Raw genomic sequence first — 19,130 nt, 5'->3', positions numbered from 1 at the left:
TAGCTCTGCTAGTCGCGGATTGACTTGGCAGTTACGGCTGCCACCTGGCCCGCAGCCGGTAGGTAGGTTTCGATTACGCCCCGGACCGCGGTCTCGTCGAAGCCCTCTGACCAGTAGCGGACCACGCCCGCCGTGTCAATCACGTAGTTCGTAGGAATCGAGCCGTTGTGCTTGTAGATCGTCCACTCGTAGCCATCGTCGCGCAGGTACAGGTTTGTGTTCTGCCTGGCCCACACCTTGACGACATCGTCCATGTTCTCTTCGAGATTGATGGAGACGGCCGCGAACCCACGCGTGGCATAGTCACTCTGCATTGCCGACAGGCGCGGTAACTCCGCGCGGCAGTACGGTCAGCCCGACTGCCAGAAGTTGAGCAGCACGACCTTGCCCCGAAACTCGGTCAGGGAGTGGTTGACACCGGCCGTGTCCGGCAGGCTGAAGTTCGGCGCCTTGGCACCGACTTCGGGTGTGGCCACGAAGGCGTTGCAGGCCAGCCCGATAACGACCAGCGGTAGTACGAACAGTGCTCTGCTTCGCATGGTTCCTTTCTCCAGTCACGCGCTCTGACGGCCCAGAGTCTAGCCGGCATCGACCGGGCGTCAAGGCTCGAAGGCAGGGACCTGGTTAGTCTCGCTCTCCGCCCGCGTCGTTCCGGCACAGATGAAGAGGCGGGCCTTCGCCCGCCCCTGTGCGACATTCCGGGGAATTGGTTACCTGAGCACGGAGAACTTGGCCGTCGCCATCGCTGCCGGCGTCTTGAGCACCGCGATGTAGCTGCCCGACACCGGCACCGGGCAGTTGAGCATCTGCGCTCCGGCCTTGAGCAGTTCGGACCGGCGTAGCACCCGGCGCCCCATAGCGTCAAACACCGACAAGTTGACCCGACCCGTCACCGGATTGGCGAAGCTGAGCTTTGCGCCGCCACGACGCGGAGTCGCGAACAAGCTCATCGGCAAGACCTGGACCGGATTCGGCCCGGCGATACCTCCACTCCAGTCGCTGCGGTTGTACCAGATGCTGCCATAGGCCGTCGGATCGTAGGTGATGTAGCAGACGCCGTAGACACCCGGTGCCACCCGTGCGACTCGCGGCTTGTCCGTCCAGTCCGGTTTGTGGTCGTTGATGGTATCCGGCGTGTTCCACGTCGAGCCCGCGTAGCCGCTGTGACAGCCGACGATCGAACGCAAACCTCCGCCGTAGTCGCGCCAGGCCACGCCGATGCCGTCTCCGAGTCTACCGCAGATGGACACATTCTCGCGCCCGACCGAGGAGTCAGTAAGGAGGTGCTGGGCCCAGACATTGCCGGTGTCATTTGAGATCAGGCAAGTAACGACGCAGCCGGACCCGGCCGTACGGGAATAGGCCAGGGCGATGGTGTCGCGCCACGCGGTGATGCCGGTCGTCTGGGTGACGCCGAGCGAATCCATCGGAACGATGAGATACACGGGGACCCAGCCACCGGCGTAGAAAGCGTACCCCGGATAGAATGTGCCACTGTGTTTGGTCAGACAGGAGAGGAACACGTAGCGGTTGGCGACAAGTGAATCATAGTGGTTGTAGCAGTAGTCGAGACCGCCCCAGTAGAAGCTGTCCAACGCGGCATAGAGGATCCAGTTCGCCCCCTGGTCGACAGTGAACCCGCCCTCGACCGCGTGCTGTCGGGTACCGCCGACCACTTCGATCTCCCATCCCGGGATTTGGTCGTCCGAGCTTGTGATGGCAATCTGGTCCAGCGTGTCGCCGACTCGCGATGTGGCGAGGATTGTCTTGCCAGTGGAGCTGTCCGGCATCTTGGCATAGGCGCCCGTCGCCGCGTTCAGACGAAGGCAGTAGCAGGAGTCCGGCACCCAACTGTGAAGGTAAGCCACGTATTCGAATCCGGCCGATCCGGTCATCTCCAGGTCCCGAATGAGGGCCTGTCCGGTCCAAAAGCCGTAGTGGGTCTCGTTCCAGGTCGAGCCGCCGTTGGTGGACAGGTCGACGATAAGGTCCGTGTTCGCTCCGTCCCGGCAAGCCGAGGCAATTAGCAGGTTGCCCGTGGCGTTGTCCCGCTGGAAGCAGACCAGGTACGCGCTGTCCCGCGAGCCGACTCGCACGTTCGCGCCCCACCCGGCCGCAGAAGGGGCAATCGGCGCGCGCCAGTTGAAGCCCACGTAGGTGTTCCGCAGTTCGGTGCGCTCGGCCCACTGTCGCAGCGCGGCGATGGCCGCGTCGCAGTCGCCCCGGTTCCACAGCGCCTCGACTTCCCGCGCCTCGGGCGCGGTTGCCGTGATGAACATCCTGCCGTTCGCGCGTTCCTCCGGCGACATGCGCGTGAGGGGCGCCACCAGTTCGGCAGGGTCAACCGTTGGTCGCGGGATGCAGACCAACGGAGGCGATTGATTCGATAGCGTACGACTGTTGCAGTGCGGGATACGGACTGCCGGCACCAATTGCGGCTCGCGAGCGAGCGTTACGACCACAATGCTGGTCAGGATCAGGACCAAAGTTCTCAAGCGACCTCCTTTTGCGCGTCGAACTCCGCGCGGACCTGACGGACAAGCCCGACATATTCAGAACTGAGTGGATTGTAGCTTAATAGTGCCAGTTGTCAACCGCGCGACCAACTCCCGGACCCCAGACCCGAAGTTGAGCCACGAACGCGCGAAAGACACGAATCTGAATGGTGCAGAGTGCCCTATGTCCGTTTCACTCCGTCCTGGCCTCAGGTGCCCTGTCGGACAGCACGTGACTGCGTGGCAATCTATTTCGGATTCGGGGCCGGACTCTTTGGATGGCGAAGACGAGAGCGGAAGGCGGAATCCAGAAGGGGCCAAGGCGGCGGGATTGCGGACTCGCTCGATCAGGAGGGCTTTTGCTCGGGCTCTACCTTGCTGAGGTACGTCGTCGCGGTCAGGCGGTCCAGTGGCGGACCGGTTCGGACAGGAAGGTCTCGAGCGGGATGCCGCCCGAGCCGACCAGGAGCCGGCGGTGCGTGTGGTGTTCGGCGGCAAAGGCCTCGATTCCGGGCAAGGCCCGTGGTTCGGAGCGGCCGGTCTTGACCTCGATAGCAGTCAGGCGGCTGCCGACCTTGACCACGAAGTCAACTTCGCGGTTACGTTCGCGCCAGTAGAAGAGCTCGCATTCCCGGGCCGCGGCCGCGTTGGCAAGGTGCGCCCCGACCGCGGATTCGGCGAGGCGACCGTGGAAATCCGCGCCGACGTCGGCCGGATCGGTCCCGACCGCGGCGGTGAGCAGAGCGGTGTTCAACACCAGCAGTTTGGGGCTGGAGCCGCGCTGGCGCACGCGGCCGCCGGAATACTTGGCAAGGCCGGTGACAATGCCGGCTGCGGACAGCAGGTCGAGGTAGTGGGCGAGTGTGGTCGTGTTGCCGGCGTCATGGAGCTGGCCGAGCATTTTCTGGTAGGCGAGCACCTGCCCCGAGTACCGGCAGGCGAGGTCAAAGAGCCGGCGCAGCAGTGCCGGTTTGTCCACCCGCGTGAGCAGCAGGACGTCGCGGGAGAGCGTGGTTTCGACGATGGCATCGAGTATGTAGCGACGCCAGCGTTCCGGGTCCTGAGTCAGCGCGGCCGCACCAGGGTAGCCGCCGAACCGGAGATAGCGGCCAAGGTCGAACCCGAAGGCATCCCGCATCTCAGTGAACGACCAATGAGGCAGGTAGATGACCTCAAACCGGCCGGTCAGGCTCTCGCCCAGGCCCTGCTGCATCAGCAGCGGGGCCGAGCCGAGAATGACGACCCGGAGCGGCAGACGCTCGGCAGCATCTTCGTCCCACAGGCGCTTTACTGACTCGGACCAGCCCGGCGCCTTGTGGATTTCATCCAGGGCCAGCACCGCTCCCCTGCGGCCGGCAGTTCGGGCCGATAGCCGGGCGGCGTCCCATTGCTGGGCGACCCAGTCGCTGCCGCGCAGGGAGGGTTCATCGGCCGAGACGTACGACGACGGTGTGCCGAGGTTCGCGAGCACCTGACGTACCAGCGTAGTCTTTCCGACTTGGCGCGGTCCGGCAACGACCTGGATGAATCGCCGGGGTTCGGCGAGACGCTTGCCTAGCACCGCGGCATGCGGGCGAACATACCCGCCACCGTCACCCCGTTTACTCAATACCATGAGTAATTTTACTCAAGACTGCGAGAAGTGCAAGAGGGAGCGGGAGGAGGGGATGGAGGAGGAATACGGAAAGGCGGGAGTTCAGGGCAGAAGAAGTCAGAAGCCAGAGACGAGATTGCAGAAGTCAGAAGTGCGGTCGGAGGTCAGGCCGGCTTCGGTTCCGGTTCGACCTTGGCGAGGTAGGTAGTTGCGGTCAGGCGGGCGAGGCGGCGGACACGGGCGATGTAATTCTGGCGCTCGGAGACGCTGATGGCGCCGCGCGCCTCGAGCAGGTTGAAGAAGTGCGAGCACTTGATGACATGGTCGTAGCCTGGATAGACGAGGCCAAGCTTGAGCAGGCGCTGGGCTTCTGATTCGAACTTGTCGAACATCTCGCGGTAGAGCGGGACGTCGGCTTCCTCGAAGTTGAACTTGGAGAATTCCTCTTCGTTCTGGCGGTAGACATCGCCCCAGGTCAGCGTGTCGTTCCACTTCACGTTGAAGATGGAGTCAACGTTCTGCACGAACATGGCGATGCGTTCGAGCCCGTAGGTAAGCTCGACCGGGATGACCTTCAGGTCAATCGAGCCGCACTGCTGGAAGTAGGTGAACTGGCTGATTTCGATGCCGTTGAGTTCGACCTGCCAGCCGAGTCCCCACGCGCCAAGGGTCGGCGACTCCCAGTCGTCCTCCGTAAACCGAATGTCGTTCTTCTTCAGGTCGATGCCGATGGCCTCGAGGCTTCTGAGGTACAGGTCTTGGACGTCAGCGGGCGCGGGCTTGAGGACGGCCTGGAGTTGCCAGAACTGCTGGACCCGTAGCGGGTTCTGGGCGTAGCGGCCGTCGCGCGGTCGCTTGGACGGTTCGATGTAGACGACGTTCCAGGGTCTGGAATCCAGCACGCGGATGAACGTGGCCGGGTTGAACGTGCCCGCGCCGACTTCGGAATTGTAGGGCGCCACGACCGCGCAGCCGCGCGCGGCCCAGTAGCCTTGGAGCCGGGCAACGATATCCTGCAGGCAGAGCGGGTCTGACACCTAGAGTCCCAGGTCAGGGGCGATGCCCTGCATTGCGGCGACGCAAATGGTCGTGAAGTCTTCCAGCGACAGCCCGAGCTCGGAGCAGGTGGCAATCTGTTCGCGGTTGGCCCCGGCCGCGAACTTCTTCTCTTTGTACCGGCGCAGGATGAAATCGGCGTCCACGTTCGCAAGCTTCTTCGTCGGGTGCATCAGCGCGGCGGCGACAATGAGTCCGGTGATAGGGTCAGAGGCATAGAGCGCGCGGTCGAGTCTTGATTGAATCGGCACGGCGCAGACATGCGCCTTCACGGCCTGGATGATGTCCGGTTCCACGCCCTTCTGGGCCAGAATCTCAGCGCCTACGTACCCGTGCTTGGACGTATCATCCTTCGTCTGGTCATAGTCCACGTCGTGGAGCAGACCGGCGAGTCCCCACTTTTCTTCGTCCTCGCCGAGTTTGCGGGCGAGCCCGCGCAGGCACGCTTCGGTAGCGAGCATGTGCTTCAGGAGATTCCGGTTCGTGACCATCGACGTCACGAGGTCGTAAGCTTCAGTTCGTGTCATGATTGCTCCAGCGGAATTATAGGGACGGCGCGGGGCAAGTCAAAAGGCAGAACTCAGAATGACCAATGACCAAGCGCCAATTCCCAATCAAACCCCAATGTTCAAATGACCGCGCTCTGTCCCTTCGTCATTGACTGGTCATTGGGACTTGGGAATTGGGGTTTCCTTCGTCGCCCCTTCATCCTTTCAGGCTCAGTCCTTCGAACGCCTTCTGCAAGCGTTCGATCTCGGCGTGGTGCGTCATGTCCAGGTGGAGCGGCGTGACCGAGATGTATCCCGAATAGACCGCCTCGAAGTCCGTGCCCTCGCTCCCCTCGAACGCCAATTCGCCGTCAATCGTCCACGAGATGCCGCCGTCCGGCAGGGTGCCTTTGATTGCCATGTCTTTGTAGATGCGCTTGCCCAGCCGGGTGACCTTCACGCCTTTGACCTCGCCGGCCGGGATGTTGACGTTCAGGAGCGTCTTGGTCGGCAGGATGCCGTCGAGCAGCAGGGGCACGAGCCGGCGCAGGAACCGGATGGTGGTGTCGCGGTTCTCTCCGGTCTTGAGGTAGGAGACTGCGACCGAGGGCATGCCGAGCATCGTGCCTTCGATTGCGGCGGCGACCGTCCCGGAGTAGAGCACGTCGTCGCCGAGGTTGGGGCTGTCGTTGATGCCGGAGAAGACGAGGTCGATTTCGCGTTTCAGGATGCCGTGGTGCGAGACGAGCACGCAGTCGGTCGGCGTGCCGTGGACCGCGAGCCAGTGCGGCCGCAGGCGCCAGACCTTGATGGGCTTGCGCAGGGTGAACGAATGGCTGGCAGCGGACTGGTTCACGGCCGGCGCGATGACCCAGACCCTGCCCAGGCCCTTCAGCCCGGCGTGCAGGTCTTTGATGCCCTGGGCCTCGACGCCGTCGTCGTTGGTCAGGAGAATCAGGGGCTTGGAACCGGTCTTGAGCATATCCAAGTATACTCATGGAAGTACAAAGGACAAAATAGTAAGGACAAAGCAAGAGGACGAAAGCAGGAAGGCCGAAGTTCGGATTTGCATGCTTTCCGCGTTGCTTTGTCCTTGCGCGTCCGCGCGGCGGGTTGGGTTTGACAGTTCGGGCCGCATGGCTAGAATGAACGTCCCGCTGGCGTAGCTCAGTTGGTAGAGCATCGGAATCATAATCCGAGTGTCAGGGGTTCGACTCCCTTCGCCAGCATCCGCAAATGCCGAATGTCGAACGCCGAAGGGCGGACTTCGGTTTCGATTAGAGCACCGGGTTGCGGCTGAAGGTACAGAAAATGGCATTACTGCTGATTCTCGATATGGATTGCACACGGCGGGGCCGAGGGCCCCGCTTTTACTTAGGCAGGAGGCAACATGGGTCTTGAGGAAACGAAGTCGAAGTTCGTCTGGATAAACGGCAAGTACGTGCCGTGGGCGGACGCGAACATCCACATCTGCTCGCACGTGATTCACTACGGCTCGGGCGTGTTTGAGGGCATCCGTTGCTACAAGACCCCGAAGGGGCCGGCCATTTTCCGACAGAAGGAACACACCGACCGGCTGTTCAACTCGGCGAAGATCTACCGTATGGATATCCCGTTCACGAAGGAACAGACGAACCAGGCGATGATCGACCTCGTCAAGAAGAACGAGCTTGAGGAGTGCTACATCCGGCCGATCGTCTATCGCGGGTACTACGAACTGGGTGTCAATCCGTTCACCTGCCCGGTGGACGTCGCGCTGATTACCTGGTACTGGGGCAAGTACCTGGGGCCGGAAGCGCTGGACTCCGGGGTTGATGTGATGGTGTCGTCGTGGAACCGGATGGCGCCGAATACGTTCCCGGCGATGTCGAAGACCTGCGCCAACTACATGAATTCGCAGCTCATCAAGATGGAAGCCATCAAGTACGGGTTCGTCGAGGGCATCGCGCTCGACGTCAACGGCTTCCTTTCCGAGGGTTCGGGTGAGAACCTGTTCATCGTCAAGGACGGAGTCATCCACACGCCGCCGCTGCACGCGACCGTGCTGCCCGGGATCACCCGGGCCACGGTGATTACCCTCGCCCGCGAGCTCGGGTACACCGTTATCGAAACGATGATGCTGCGTGAGTTCCTCTACATTGCCGACGAAGTCTTCTTCACCGGCAGCGCCGCCGAGGTGACGCCGATCCGTTCGGTGGACAAGATCACCATCGGCGCGGGAAAGTGCGGGCCGATCACCAAGCACCTGCAGCAGGAATTCTTCGCCATCATCGACGGCAAGAAGCCGGACAAGTACAACTGGCTGACATTCGTCCGGTAAGGATGAAAGAGGAAGGGATGAAACGGGAAAGGCTGAAGCCAGGAAACGGCCGCCTTCATCCTTCATCCCTCAGCCCTCTCCGGCCGTGAAGGTCGCGCTCGGCGCGGACCACCGCGGCTTCCGGCTCAAGGAGGAACTGAAGCGCTGGCTGGCCGCGCGCGGCGTTGACGTCGTCGACTACGGACCGGCCAGCCCGGACCGCGTCGACTACCCGGACTACGCTTTCAAGGTCGCCCGTGCCGTGGCACGGCGCCGGGCCGACCGCGGCATCCTGATATGTTCAACCGGGATCGGTATGTCCATTGCCGCGAACAAGGTGCGTGGCGTGCGCGCTGCCTTGGTCGACAGTGTACGGCTCGCGCGGTTGTCGCGCGAACACAACGAATCGAACGTGCTCTGCATGGGCGCCGACGTCATCTCCGGCGAGGAGGCGCGGCGGATTACGCGGACGTGGCTCGCGACCGAGTTCGCCGGGGGCCGACACGCGCGGCGCGTCCGTAAGTTGGGACGGGTTGGTCGAGTCTGACTGTTCGGGCGGCCTGGCTATATGATGCTAAACGCCTTGAGCGTCGCCAAGATAGTGGCGGCGGAGGCAGCAGCGCCGATTATCGGCACGTAGTCCTGCCACCACTTCAGCCCGACGCGCGGTATCATCACCACGTCGCCCGGCTCCACGACCGGGTTGATGCGTCCGGAAACGCGCCGGCCCGAACGCAGCACGTACATTGATCTTAAGCTGGCGTAGATGGTCGGGCCACCGGCCTGACCGACGTAGTTATCGGCCTTCAGGCCCGCGTAGTATGGAAACGGGCCCGGTTTCGTGACTTCACCCTCGACGTAGACCAGCGTATCGAAGGCCGGTACCACGACGACGTCGAAGTTAGCCATGTCGATATCGTCAGCCGAGTCTCTCTCAAATATGATGCGGCGGAGGTCAATTGGTATCCTCTTGCGTGCGCCGCTGCCGCCGACCACCAGCCGATCGATGTAGCTGCCGGTGAGGTCTGCCCACGGTGTGATGCCGCCGGCCTGGGTAATCACGTCGGACACTCGCGCGCCCTGTGTTAGTTCGTAGATGCCCTCACTTGTCCGTTCTCTCGTCAGATCCGGGGCATCGATCGTGGGGGCGCGCAAGCGGGACTCACCCCGGCCAAATACCGCTCCTTTCACCGTCGCCAGTCCCTCAACCGTGGGTATCTGGATGACGTCGCCCGATTGCACATACGGGTTGGCGTTCAGATCGCCACTTACCTCAAACCGCTCGATGTCGACGATGGAGTAGACGACGCCGCCCCGGATTAGTTTGATGTGAGTCCGGCTGCCGAGCGGCGCGATGCCGCCGGCCCGGGTGATGATCTGCGAGACGCGCTCTACCGGCAGAGCGTCGTACGCGCCAGGGCTTCTGACCTCGCCGGTCACGAATACGATGCCGGAACGCAGGCCGATCAGAGTCAACTTCACTCTGGCGGTCTTGAAGAGCCGGCACATGACCATCGTGAGGGTATCCTGGGCCTGGGCCAGCGTGAGCCCGGAAACCGGAATGACGTCAATCACCTCTTGCTTCTCATCCTTGACCGGGATGCTGATGTCCACTTTGCCTTCGTACGTCACCAGCGCCTCGTACGAATAGGCGACGCTGCCCTGCACCGTGACCTGAAGGCGGTCGCCGGGCGCCAAATAGTACTGGTCGGAGATGATCGGGCTTTCGACCCCGGGTAGCTTGAGGACTTGCGACTCGCTGAGCCCGGTCGCGCCTGCGGACGACGCGCCGTTGGCCGCTGAGGACGAGCTTTGGGCGGCCGTCGCCGCAGTAAAGAAGGCAAAAAGTACCAGAATCAGGGGAGTCTTCACCCGGCCATTCTATGGAGCATGAGGCAAGGTGTCAACTCGGGGCTGCGAACCGGGACGAGCACCTACCGACTGAACGAGCGCGCTGGCGAGCTTGATTCCACCCGCGAACAGCGCTGCCGCGCCGAGCCCTAGAACGGGTACGATCACCAGCGCGGTCAGTATTCCGCCGAGGCTGCCGCCGGTGAGATCAAGTCCGGTCAGCACGCCGGCAGCGCGACGGGGGGCAGAAGACACTTTTCCGTGGGTGGCGGCGCTGCCGGCCGCGGCGAACTGAAATCCGAGGCAGGCGCCCGCGATGCCGTTGCCGAGCAGCAAGGACCATTGCTGGCCACTCCGGATCAGAAGCAGAGTCGCGGCTGCGCAGGACGCAAGTGCGAGGTCGGAGCCGGTGAACGCACAAGCAAGGAATGACGAACGACGCACGGGTGATAAGCGCGTACCGACGAGACCGCCCAGCACGGTTCCGAGCATGAACGCTGTCACCAGGAGGGCGACGCCTGAAAAGACCGAGCCGAACCGGACCTGCCAGGTAAACACGAGCAGCGACGATACCGACGCTCCCGAAAACCCGGAGGTCAGAACCGCAAACCCACGGCTGAAGTATCCGGCAGGATCCGCCGTCGCCAACGCACGGCGGCGGCGGTAGAGTGCTCCGACCAGGCCGACAAGGAGCAGCGCTGCCATCAGAAGAGGCAGAACATCCGGCGACATGCCACCGAGTCTCTCGTAAAGCGCTCCGAACCCGGGTGAGACCAGCCGGTTCTCCCGCACCATGTTCAAGAAGAATTCTCGTGGGACGACTGATGTCGATAGTCGCGCTGTCCGACTGGGGGCACCGAGGCCGACAGCGAGACGTGATGAACCGATGTCGATCTGCGCGGCCAACAGCCGCTGCCGAAACGGGTCGAGCAAAGCGGCGAGGTAGGCCGAGTCGAGCATCCTTGGTGAAAGTGAAAGTCGCGCAAGTCGCGGGAACAGGGTCGCGGCTTCGAGGGCCGGCCGGCGGTCGGATGCAAGCAGGAGTGGGAAGTCGGCCGCGACTGGCAGGGCGTATCTGAATGCGGTCATGATGGTCTGCTGCCTGGTGGAAATGAGCGCCACCAGGTCCGGGGACAGGCTGGCCGGGTTTCCCGGTCCGGCAACCGCCAGTATTCCGCCGGGCGCGAGGCGCGAACGGCAGAGCCGGTAGAACTCGGCCGTGAACAACCGGCTCGCGCCGAGACTGGTTGGCGCCGCGTCGGTCAGTATTATGCAATCGTAGTCACCGGAGGTCATACTATCCGACCGGTGCCGTAGAGGCCGACCGAGGAATTCGAGCGGGTCCGCGATCCGGTATGAGAACGATGGGGCGCCGGCCGTCGATGGATTCATTCCGACGGAGGTATCGGTCGCGAGGACGGAAAGAACGGCCCGCATCATGGCCGGGTCGAGCTGGACGGTCGTGACCTCGATGTCCGGGCGGAAGCGTGCAAGCGTGATCGGGATGGCCAGGTCCTGGCCGAGCACGAGGACGCGGCGGGGGGCGGGATGGCAGAGCACCGGCAGCAGCGCGAGCTCCTCAACCCGTTCAGTCCCGGTAGTCGGTGCGGTGGCGACCGGCAGGCCGTCGTAGAGGACAATCCGCTGGCCGGCCCGTTCGAGCCGGACAATCTTGCCATAGGGCGAATTGGCGATCGCTGTGACCCGCTGCCCGCGCCAGGCCGCGCCCCACGCCAACTTCTCGGCCGGCAGTCCTAGCACCAGCAAGGCAAGCACTCCCAATCCGAGGGTCCACATCGTCCATTTCGTCCGTGGCCGTCCTTGTCCGAATCCCGCAGCCGCGACAAGCGGCAGCGCCGACAGCGCGACCATCGAAAGCGATGGCATTCGGTTGAGCAGAAGGAAACAGACAAGTCCGGCCAGCGCCGTTCCAATCCCCTCCCACACATAGGCGGAGCCGACGCCACCGGCTATCGGCCCGGCGTCCGGAGCCGGCTGAGCGTGAATGGCCGCCGCGGCCACGAATAGCGCGCCGTGCGATGCCGCGGGCAAGAACACGACCGCAAATGTCGCGAGCAGCAGCAGCGGAATCGACAGAGTCTCGCCGGGCAGAACTCCAAGCAGCGGCCGCGCCAGTACCGCGGCCGGCACCGAAATCAGGGAGCAGATAACGGAGAGGGCGCAAAGAAACGTCGTGCGCTCAACGATGAACGATGCACGAGCGCTCCCGGCAAGCCAGGCGCCGAGTGCCTCGCAGAGAATCCAGACCGCGACCGTGACGCCGGCCGAGAGTTCGTTGCCGCCGTACGCAGCCATCAGTTCGCGCAGAACGACTATCTGAGTTGCAATGCCGAGGCAGCCGACCGCCGCGAGCAGCAGCGCGCTGCTGCCTGGCCGGGGCCGTCGACGCCAGTCGGGGTTTTCAAGAAGTCTGGGGGCGTCCTGCCGTGTGCCGGACATGGCAGCTAATCGTATGGTCCCGACGCAGGGAGTCAATGCCGGGCGGAATTCGGTCAGCGGCAGGGCTTGAGTCGTCCGGCCGTTATGGTAGGATAGATCACATGGGGATTGCCCGGCTGATTGACCATACGCTGCTCAAACCCGAGGTAGTGCCGGCGCAGGTTGAACAGCTATGCGCGGAGGCGGCTGAGTACGGGTTCGCCGCCGTCTGCGTCAATTCGTGTTACGTCCCGCTGTGCCGCAGACGGTTGGAAGGAACCAATGTAAGAGTCTGCACCGTCGTGGCGTTCCCACTGGGCGCGATGCTGCGCGAGGCCAAGGCGGCAGAGGCTGCGGCCGCGGTGAATCTCGGGGCCGACGAGCTGGACATGGTGATGAACATCGGCTGGTTAAAGGCGGGCGCGGACGAGATGGTGGTTTCGGACATCCACCGGGTGCTGGACGCGGCTCAGAACCGCCCGGTGAAGGTCATCATCGAGACCGGCCTGCTGACCGAAGAAGAGAAGGCGCGGGCGACGAGGCTGGTGGTCGAGTCCGGCGCGTCGTTCGTGAAGACCTCCACGGGCTTCTCGACCGGCGGCGCCACGGTCGAGGACGTGTTATTGCTTGCCCGTACGGCGGCGGGCAGGATTGGAGTGAAGGCCGCGGGCGGCATCCGTGACTACGCCACCGCCCTGAAGATGATTGAGGCCGGGGCAACGCGCATCGGCACGAGCTCCGGCGTCGCGATAGTCAACGAAGAAAGGAATCAAGGGCTCAAGGAACCAGGGGCCAAGGGTGAGGCATCCGCCTGAACCCTCGAACCCCTGAACCCTGGAACCCTGTACTCAAGGAGGACCGAATGGCCTACGGCAAAATGAAGGAGTTCCTGCAGACCGAACTAAAAGGCGTTCGCGAAGCAGGTCTCTACAAAGAGGAAAGGTACATCTACGGACCGCAGGGTGCCGACATCCACGTCGAGTTCCCGACCGGCGCGCCCCAGAAGGAGGTCCTGAACTTCTGCGCCAACAACTACCTCGGGCTTTCAAGCCATCCCGAGACAGTCAAGTCCGCGCACAAGGCGCTCGACGACTGGGGCTACGGCATGTCGTCGGTGCGGTTCATCTGCGGCACCCAGGACATCCACCGCCAGCTCGAGACGAAGATCGCAGCCTTCCTCGGGCTCGACGACGCGATTCTCTACTCGTCGTGCTTCGATGCCAACGGCGGCCTGTTCGAGGCCCTGTTCAAGGAAGAGGATGTAATCATGACCGATGCGCTCAACCACGCATCGGTGATTGACGGCATCAGGCTCTCCAAGGCGAAGAGGTTCATCATCAAGCACATGGACCTCGCCGACCTCGAAGAGAAGCTGAAGTCGGAAGAGGTGCAGAAGGCCCGGTTCCGCGTCTTCGCGACCGACGGCGCGTTCTCGATGGACGGCGACGTCGCCCTGCTCCCCCAGATCTGCGACCTGTGCGAGAAGTACGACACCCTGGTAATGGTCGACGATTCGCACTCGACCGGGTTCATGGGCAAGCACGGCAAGGGCACGCACGAGCACTGCGGCGTGATGGGCCGCGTGGACATCATCACCAGCACCATGGGTAAGGCGCTCGGCGGCGCGTCCGGCGGGTTCACCGCCTCCCGCAAGGAGATAGTCGAACTGCTCCGCCAGCGTTCCCGGCCCTACCTCTTCTCCAACACGCTGCCGCCGGTAATCGCCGCCTCGGCCGTGACCATCATCGACCTCCTGTCCAAGTCCACCGAGCGGCGCGACAAGCTCGAGCGCAACACCATGCACTTCCGCAAGGCGATGACCGACGCCGGGTTCGACATCCGGCCGGGCGTGCATCCCATCGTGCCGATCATGCTCTACAACGCCAAGCTGGCCCAGGACTTCGCCCGCGACATGTATGCCGAAGGCATCTACGTCATCGGGTTCTTCTACCCGGTGGTGGGCAAGGGCCTCGCCCGTATCCGCGTTCAGCTTTCGGCCGGACACGAGACGGAGCACATCGACAAGGCCGTTGCCGCCTTCACCAAGATCGGCAAGAAGTACGACATCCTGCACAAGACCAAGGACGAGGTAATCGCCAAGTACGGCCTGTAAGTCACAATCGACATCAAACGGGGCGGCATCCTGCCGCCCCGTTTCTTTCCGCTCGTGGCCCGCTAACCGCCAACCGATCCCCGCTTCGGATACCGATCCGGCAATCCAAAATCGGCAATCGTCAATCAAGAATGGGTTAACCGCCAAGTCCGCCAATGTCCGCGTAGCCTGAACTATCACTTCTGACTTCTAGCTTCTGACATCTGGCTTCGATTGTCCCCACTCGACCCTCGTATCCTATCCCTGCCAGCCGATAGACCTCGACTAGTGCGGCTCGTGCAGATATACTTCAGCAATGAAGTTCATGCAGCACTTCAGGACGAGATGAAGGTAAAGTACTTTCAGGACACCGACACCCTGTTGGTTGACTTCAGTGACAGAAAGATCGTTGAGACACACGACCTGAACGAGAACGTTCTGGTCGAACTCGACGATGCCGGCCGCGTGGTCAGCATGACGATTGAGCACGCCAAGCAGCAGACTGACGTCGCCGAGTTCTCGTACCGACTTGCCGGCATTGAGCAAGAACCCGACGCGCTGGCCGTCTGCGACCGACCGGCCCGCAAGGGCCGAAACCGCTGACCGACCGCTCGTAACCCGCTAGCCGCCAACCGATCTCCGCTTCGGATACCGGTCCGGCAATCCAAAGTCGTCAATCAAAAATGGGTTAGCCGCCAAGGACGCCAAGATCGCCAAGTCCGGAACCAAGCTCTACCACCAAGACACCAAGGCACGAAGCTCCGAAGGGATTGCCCGTCACTCGATCCCTTGAATCCTTGAATCCTGGACCCCTCTTCTATCACTTCTGCATTCTGGTATCTGGTCTCTGATTTCTGAATTATCGGGTGCCCGCATCTCGATCTCTCTTTCTACCTCATGAAACCTTGTTCCTCTTCCATTGACTCCAATCCGCCTTGAGCTACAATCCGGCGATATGTCAGACCCTGAGTCTGGTCTGCCTGTGATGGAGGCGCGGAACACGTTGGGCGCTCCTTCTCCGTCTGGCTACGCGCGTTTTGCCGTCGGCAGGGCGTAAAGCACTCCGAATGGCTGGCCGAACGTTCGATCACGAATTCATCAAAGAGGCTGGCCTGACACAGCCGGGCGACATACGTGGACGGCTCTACTTCATGACGTACCTGGACGTGCTCGGACAAAAGGATATTCTGCGGCGCGCTCATGGTCCATACTCCGAAGCGGCGCAACTCCAGGAGGCCATTACCGCGGTCGAAGAAGCGGTCCAACCAATATACTGGTTGCGGCTTGCTGCGGCCGAGTTGTGCAGGCAGTATCGGGAGGCCCAGAAGACGCTAGCGGGGACGTACGCGGGCTACACATTCAGCGAACTCAAGTCGCAGAGTTTCGGCGACACCGTAATCATGTTTGCCCAGCTGCACGATGAGACAAGCAGCCACCACCTCATGATGCCAGCGGTTGAGGCCGGTCTGATGAGCGCAGCCCTACTCTATCTGCAGGGGCTGGCCAAGGGCTTTCCCCTCCGTGGCGGGATTGACGTCGAGGTCGGTGCCAACCTGAGTCCTGGGGAAGCGTACGGCCACGCGCTCTGCGCCGGAAACCACTTGGAATCACGGATAGCGGATTCCCTGAGAGTAGTTGTGGGCCCGGGGCTGCTAGGCGTCATCGACAGCGCCTTGGCCCTGCCAAACACGGGCGACTACATCATGGAACGGGCGTTGGCCAAAGAGGCAAGCCGACTCGTGTCGCGGGATGCCGCTGATCGGGCGTTCATACTAGACTACCTGGGCGAAAAGGTGAAGAAAGACGCCTCCGTGCTTAGACTCCCATTCGATGAGGAGGCCCGTGCAGCCCACTCGTTCCTAGTCGCTCAGCAAGAACGTTGGGCGCGGCTGGGCGAACTAACCCGTGCTCGAAAGTACTCGACCGCTCTAGACTACTTCCGTTCGAGGGGTTTCTAGGCATGTCAGGAGCAGGACTCAATGCAGGCAGCTCCCCGATCACGGCCCCGACACGCCTCACATGGCATCGACCGCGCCCCAATTCCGCCCGGACATCTGCCCCGTGCGCCATTTGACACCCCCGCCCGATGTTCCGGGAATCCGACACTGAATGCTGGAGGGAGTTCCAAGAGCCGCGTATATGGTAATAGGTGGCCCTGAGGGCCTCGTGCAGGCCGCATGTTCCACCCAGGCTGCCATTCTGTGGATGGTTTGCCTTCGCCCAAAGGAGGTCTTGTGAGGAAGCTATCTGTGTTGACGCCGGTTATCCTCTGCCTGTGCCTGACGGTCCTGTCGTCTGGACGTGCGACGGAAACCGTGGTTCGGGATGCTCCGTCCGCCGAAAGCGAGCAGGGAGTGCTCGAGGACGGCCCCAGGCAGCGGTTGGACTCCCTGCTAATGGTACCGACACCTCCTTACAGATTCAGAGCCCATATCCCAGCACCGGCCGAGCCAAGGCCGGCAGCGGGACTGGATTCGGCTCTCGCGGCTCTCGCCCAGATGCTGACCGACAGCACCCATTGCGAGTCCCTGCCTCGACTGGCGGTCACGCCCTTCGAGGAACTGAACGGCTCAGTAAGCGATACGGACGCCTACATGGCCGAAGCGCTGGAAGCGTTTCTGACCAGTTCCGGCCGGTGCCGGGTAGTCGAGCGCGAGGCGGTCGCGCAGCTTCTCGGTGTTGTCGCGCCAACGCGGGCCGCGGTGATGGACACTACTGCCCGACGCAACTTAGTCAGAGTATTCCGGCTCTCCGGAATCGTAGCAGGCACGGTCGCGCATATGGATGGCGGCCTGAAGGTCATGGCCCGCGTGGTAAACTCGCGGACCGGCCTTATCACCCGCACGGGTGAGGTCTGGGTCAGACCGGAGGCAAGGCCCCAGAACATCCCGCCCGGGCCCCCGCCACGCGTTCCTCCGACGTACCCTCCTCCTCCGCCGGGCGTCATTCGGTTCGAGGGCGAAGACATGAAGATCCTGCACGTGACGGGCGGCACCGCAGGCCGGCAGCCTTCCGACCAAAGGTGGGCGGGCTCGTGGAGCGGTGGCGCTCACCTGTGGTGGCGCAACACCAAGCTAGGTGACAGGCTTGAGCTGGGCTTCGACGTAGCGACGACGGGCACATATGAAGTGAAACTCCAGTTGACCAAGGCCAACGACTACGGCATCGAGCAGTGCTATCTGGATGGCCGCAAGTTGGGCGAACCCCTGGACCTGTACAACGGTCGGCCCACAGACGGTAACTCGCACGGAGTGACCACCACCGGTCCCCTGGACATGGGCAGTCACGCGCTCAAGCAGGGCCAGCACACGCTGGAATTCCGCATCGTGGGCAGCAACCCCAAAGCGGTCCAGTCGTACATGTTCGGCATCGACTATCTCGATCTGGTAGGACCGGCTTCGCCCGGAGGCGGCAGGAGAGCAGGAAAACGCAGCGTGTACCCGGACACGGTCGTCGCAAGCATCCCGACGACCGACGGCCATCCCCAGAACCTGGTCTGCCCGCGCAACACCGGTCGGGTCTACATCACCGGCGAGTACGATGACGCCGTCTACGTCATGCGGACTTCGGACAATGTCATCGTCGATACCCTGCACATCGCGTGCGGCCCAACGCATATCGACTGCGACGCGGACGGGCGACACGTATACGTCGGCAGCTTCGATGAGTATCACCCGAACGCCCCGGACCGCCTCTACTCCATCCGCACTTCCGACAACACCGTCATTGACAGCGTCGACCTGATCGACGCCCCGCGCGGCGTCGCGTGCCTGCCGAATGGCGAGTACATCTACATCGCGCTGGGCAACCCCACCAACAAGGTGGCCGTCATCCGCACCTCGGACTTCTCGGTCGTAACCAACATCCCGGTCGGGGCCGAGCCCTGCGGCATCGGCGCCCTGCCCAACGGGCAGTTCGTCTACGTGACCTGCTCCTATTCCGGTCTGGTCTATGTCATCAGGACCTCGGACAATACAGTCGTCAGGACAATCGATGCCGGCGCCTCAGTTCATCGGCTTGCGGTCCTGCCGGACGGCGACTATGTCTACGTCAGCCGGTACGAATACGGCGCGCCGGTGATGGTGATTCGCACGTCGGATAATCACGTCGTAGACAGCATCCCGGTGTCCGCTGGCCGGGCGTGCGGCCTCACTGCGTTACCAGGCGGGCAATATGTCTACGTGACAAACCGGGACGCCAATAGCGTGGAGATCATCCGCACATCGGACAACACCGTCGTCAAGACCGTCGGCGTCGGCAGCACACCCTACGGCGCGGCCAGCCTGCCGGATGGTTCCGGTGTCTATGTTGCCAATCGGGGCAACTCTGTTTCGTTCATCGGATACAGACGCTAGGCGCAGGCGTTCGACTGGATCGAGGGCGGCGCAAGTCGCCCTTCGCGTTTCTGTCAAGGGGGAGGGACACGTCCTCAGTTTCTGATCCGCCGCGCCAAGTAGGTTGTTTGCGGCGGAGCTGGCGGTGTGCAGGAAAGGTGCTGGGGGTTAGTGATTAGAGATGAAGTCGAGGAGGCGAGGGCGCAGGTTCGCTGGCGTGAGTGACCAGACCAGCAGGCAGTTTGCAGTGGTCGGAACCGGACGGCACGCCGCGAGTCCTTCAGCCACGGGTGGAGAGCAGCATTTTCATCGCTCATTCCAGATCCCGTTTGTGTAATATAGTGGGAGCGTGGCATCAATGCTGTTGAAAATCGGGGCTATTGCAGGTGAAAGGTGCATGCAGACGGACGTAAGCTGTCATCCGGCGTTGGATCGCGTCGACGGTGCTGAGTCCGGAGACGACTTCCCGTAGGCTTCCGTGC

Annotated in this window: 15 protein-coding genes, 1 tRNA gene and 1 pseudogene; 8 read left to right on the top strand and 9 right to left on the bottom strand. The window is 62.6% G+C overall.

Annotated features, from left to right (window positions below):
* Positions 1-8: 8 nt before the first annotated feature.
* The 7 genes and pseudogenes from VMH22_09430 to surE form a co-directional block, all read right to left on the bottom strand.
* Complete coding sequence (locus tag VMH22_09430) at positions 9-314, bottom strand: hypothetical protein (GenBank protein HTW91916.1); 306 nt, start codon at positions 312-314, stop codon at positions 9-11.
* A 36-nt stretch (positions 315-350) separates the two neighbouring features.
* A pseudogene (locus tag VMH22_09425) lies at positions 351-452 on the bottom strand (redoxin domain-containing protein).
* A gap of 258 nt (positions 453-710) precedes the next feature.
* Entirely contained in the window at positions 711-2,495 is a 1,785-nt protein-coding gene (locus VMH22_09420) for a hypothetical protein (protein ID HTW91915.1), read from the bottom strand.
* Between the two features lie 397 nt (positions 2,496-2,892).
* Positions 2,893-4,110 (bottom strand): ATP-binding protein, encoded by a 1,218-nt coding sequence (locus tag VMH22_09415; GenBank protein ID HTW91914.1) that lies wholly within the window; start codon positions 4,108-4,110, stop codon positions 2,893-2,895.
* 143 nt (positions 4,111-4,253) lie between these two features.
* The gene (locus VMH22_09410) at positions 4,254-5,126 is read right to left on the bottom strand and encodes a glycine--tRNA ligase subunit alpha (GenBank protein ID HTW91913.1); all 873 of its coding nucleotides are present in this window, start codon (positions 5,124-5,126) and stop codon (positions 4,254-4,256) included.
* Entirely contained in the window at positions 5,127-5,672 is a 546-nt protein-coding gene (locus VMH22_09405) for an HDIG domain-containing protein (protein ID HTW91912.1), read from the bottom strand.
* 178 nt (positions 5,673-5,850) lie between these two features.
* Positions 5,851-6,615: a 5'/3'-nucleotidase SurE gene (gene surE, locus VMH22_09400; GenBank protein ID HTW91911.1), complete on the bottom strand. Its 765-nt coding sequence runs from the start codon at positions 6,613-6,615 to the stop codon at positions 5,851-5,853.
* A 174-nt stretch (positions 6,616-6,789) separates the two neighbouring features.
* Here surE and VMH22_09395 point away from each other — a divergent pair.
* From VMH22_09395 to rpiB, 3 genes are all read left to right on the top strand, one after another.
* Positions 6,790-6,862: transfer RNA gene (locus VMH22_09395), tRNA-Met, on the top strand.
* A gap of 161 nt (positions 6,863-7,023) precedes the next feature.
* The gene (locus tag VMH22_09390) at positions 7,024-7,953 is read left to right on the top strand and encodes a branched-chain amino acid transaminase (GenBank protein ID HTW91910.1); all 930 of its coding nucleotides are present in this window, start codon (positions 7,024-7,026) and stop codon (positions 7,951-7,953) included.
* A gap of 85 nt (positions 7,954-8,038) precedes the next feature.
* Complete coding sequence (rpiB, locus tag VMH22_09385) at positions 8,039-8,479, top strand: ribose 5-phosphate isomerase B (GenBank protein ID HTW91909.1); 441 nt, start codon at positions 8,039-8,041, stop codon at positions 8,477-8,479.
* Positions 8,480-8,496: 17 nt separating this feature from the next.
* Here rpiB and VMH22_09380 read toward each other — a convergent pair whose 3' ends face one another.
* Entirely contained in the window at positions 8,497-9,804 is a 1,308-nt protein-coding gene (locus tag VMH22_09380) for an SLBB domain-containing protein (protein ID HTW91908.1), read from the bottom strand.
* 9 nt (positions 9,805-9,813) lie between these two features.
* Positions 9,814-12,243: a hypothetical protein gene (locus tag VMH22_09375; GenBank protein HTW91907.1), complete on the bottom strand. Its 2,430-nt coding sequence runs from the start codon at positions 12,241-12,243 to the stop codon at positions 9,814-9,816.
* A 101-nt stretch (positions 12,244-12,344) separates the two neighbouring features.
* On the opposite strand from VMH22_09375, the gene deoC reads away from it, so the two are divergent.
* The 5 genes from deoC (at position 12,345) to VMH22_09350 (ending at position 18,669) form a co-directional block, all read left to right on the top strand.
* Complete coding sequence (gene deoC / locus VMH22_09370; GenBank protein ID HTW91906.1) at positions 12,345-13,037, top strand: deoxyribose-phosphate aldolase; 693 nt, start codon at positions 12,345-12,347, stop codon at positions 13,035-13,037.
* Between the two features lie 47 nt (positions 13,038-13,084).
* Positions 13,085-14,335 (top strand): glycine C-acetyltransferase, encoded by a 1,251-nt coding sequence (gene kbl / locus VMH22_09365; GenBank protein HTW91905.1) that lies wholly within the window; start codon positions 13,085-13,087, stop codon positions 14,333-14,335.
* 324 nt (positions 14,336-14,659) lie between these two features.
* Positions 14,660-14,917, top strand: coding sequence for a DUF2283 domain-containing protein (locus VMH22_09360; GenBank protein HTW91904.1), 258 nt, complete (start codon positions 14,660-14,662; stop codon positions 14,915-14,917).
* A 464-nt stretch (positions 14,918-15,381) separates the two neighbouring features.
* Positions 15,382-16,272 carry a hypothetical protein gene (locus VMH22_09355; protein HTW91903.1) on the top strand — a complete coding sequence of 297 codons (891 nt, stop codon included), beginning with the start codon at positions 15,382-15,384 and terminating at the stop codon, positions 16,270-16,272.
* A 276-nt stretch (positions 16,273-16,548) separates the two neighbouring features.
* Positions 16,549-18,669 carry a hypothetical protein gene (locus VMH22_09350; GenBank protein HTW91902.1) on the top strand — a complete coding sequence of 707 codons (2,121 nt, stop codon included), beginning with the start codon at positions 16,549-16,551 and terminating at the stop codon, positions 18,667-18,669.
* Positions 18,670-19,130: the final 461 nt, after the last annotated feature.

It is taken from the genome of bacterium (assembly GCA_035505375.1).
Taxonomy (GTDB): domain Bacteria; phylum Hydrothermota; class Tepidihabitantia; order Tepidihabitantales; family Tepidihabitantaceae; genus UBA2258.
This window is presented reverse-complemented; position numbering and strand designations above follow the sequence as displayed.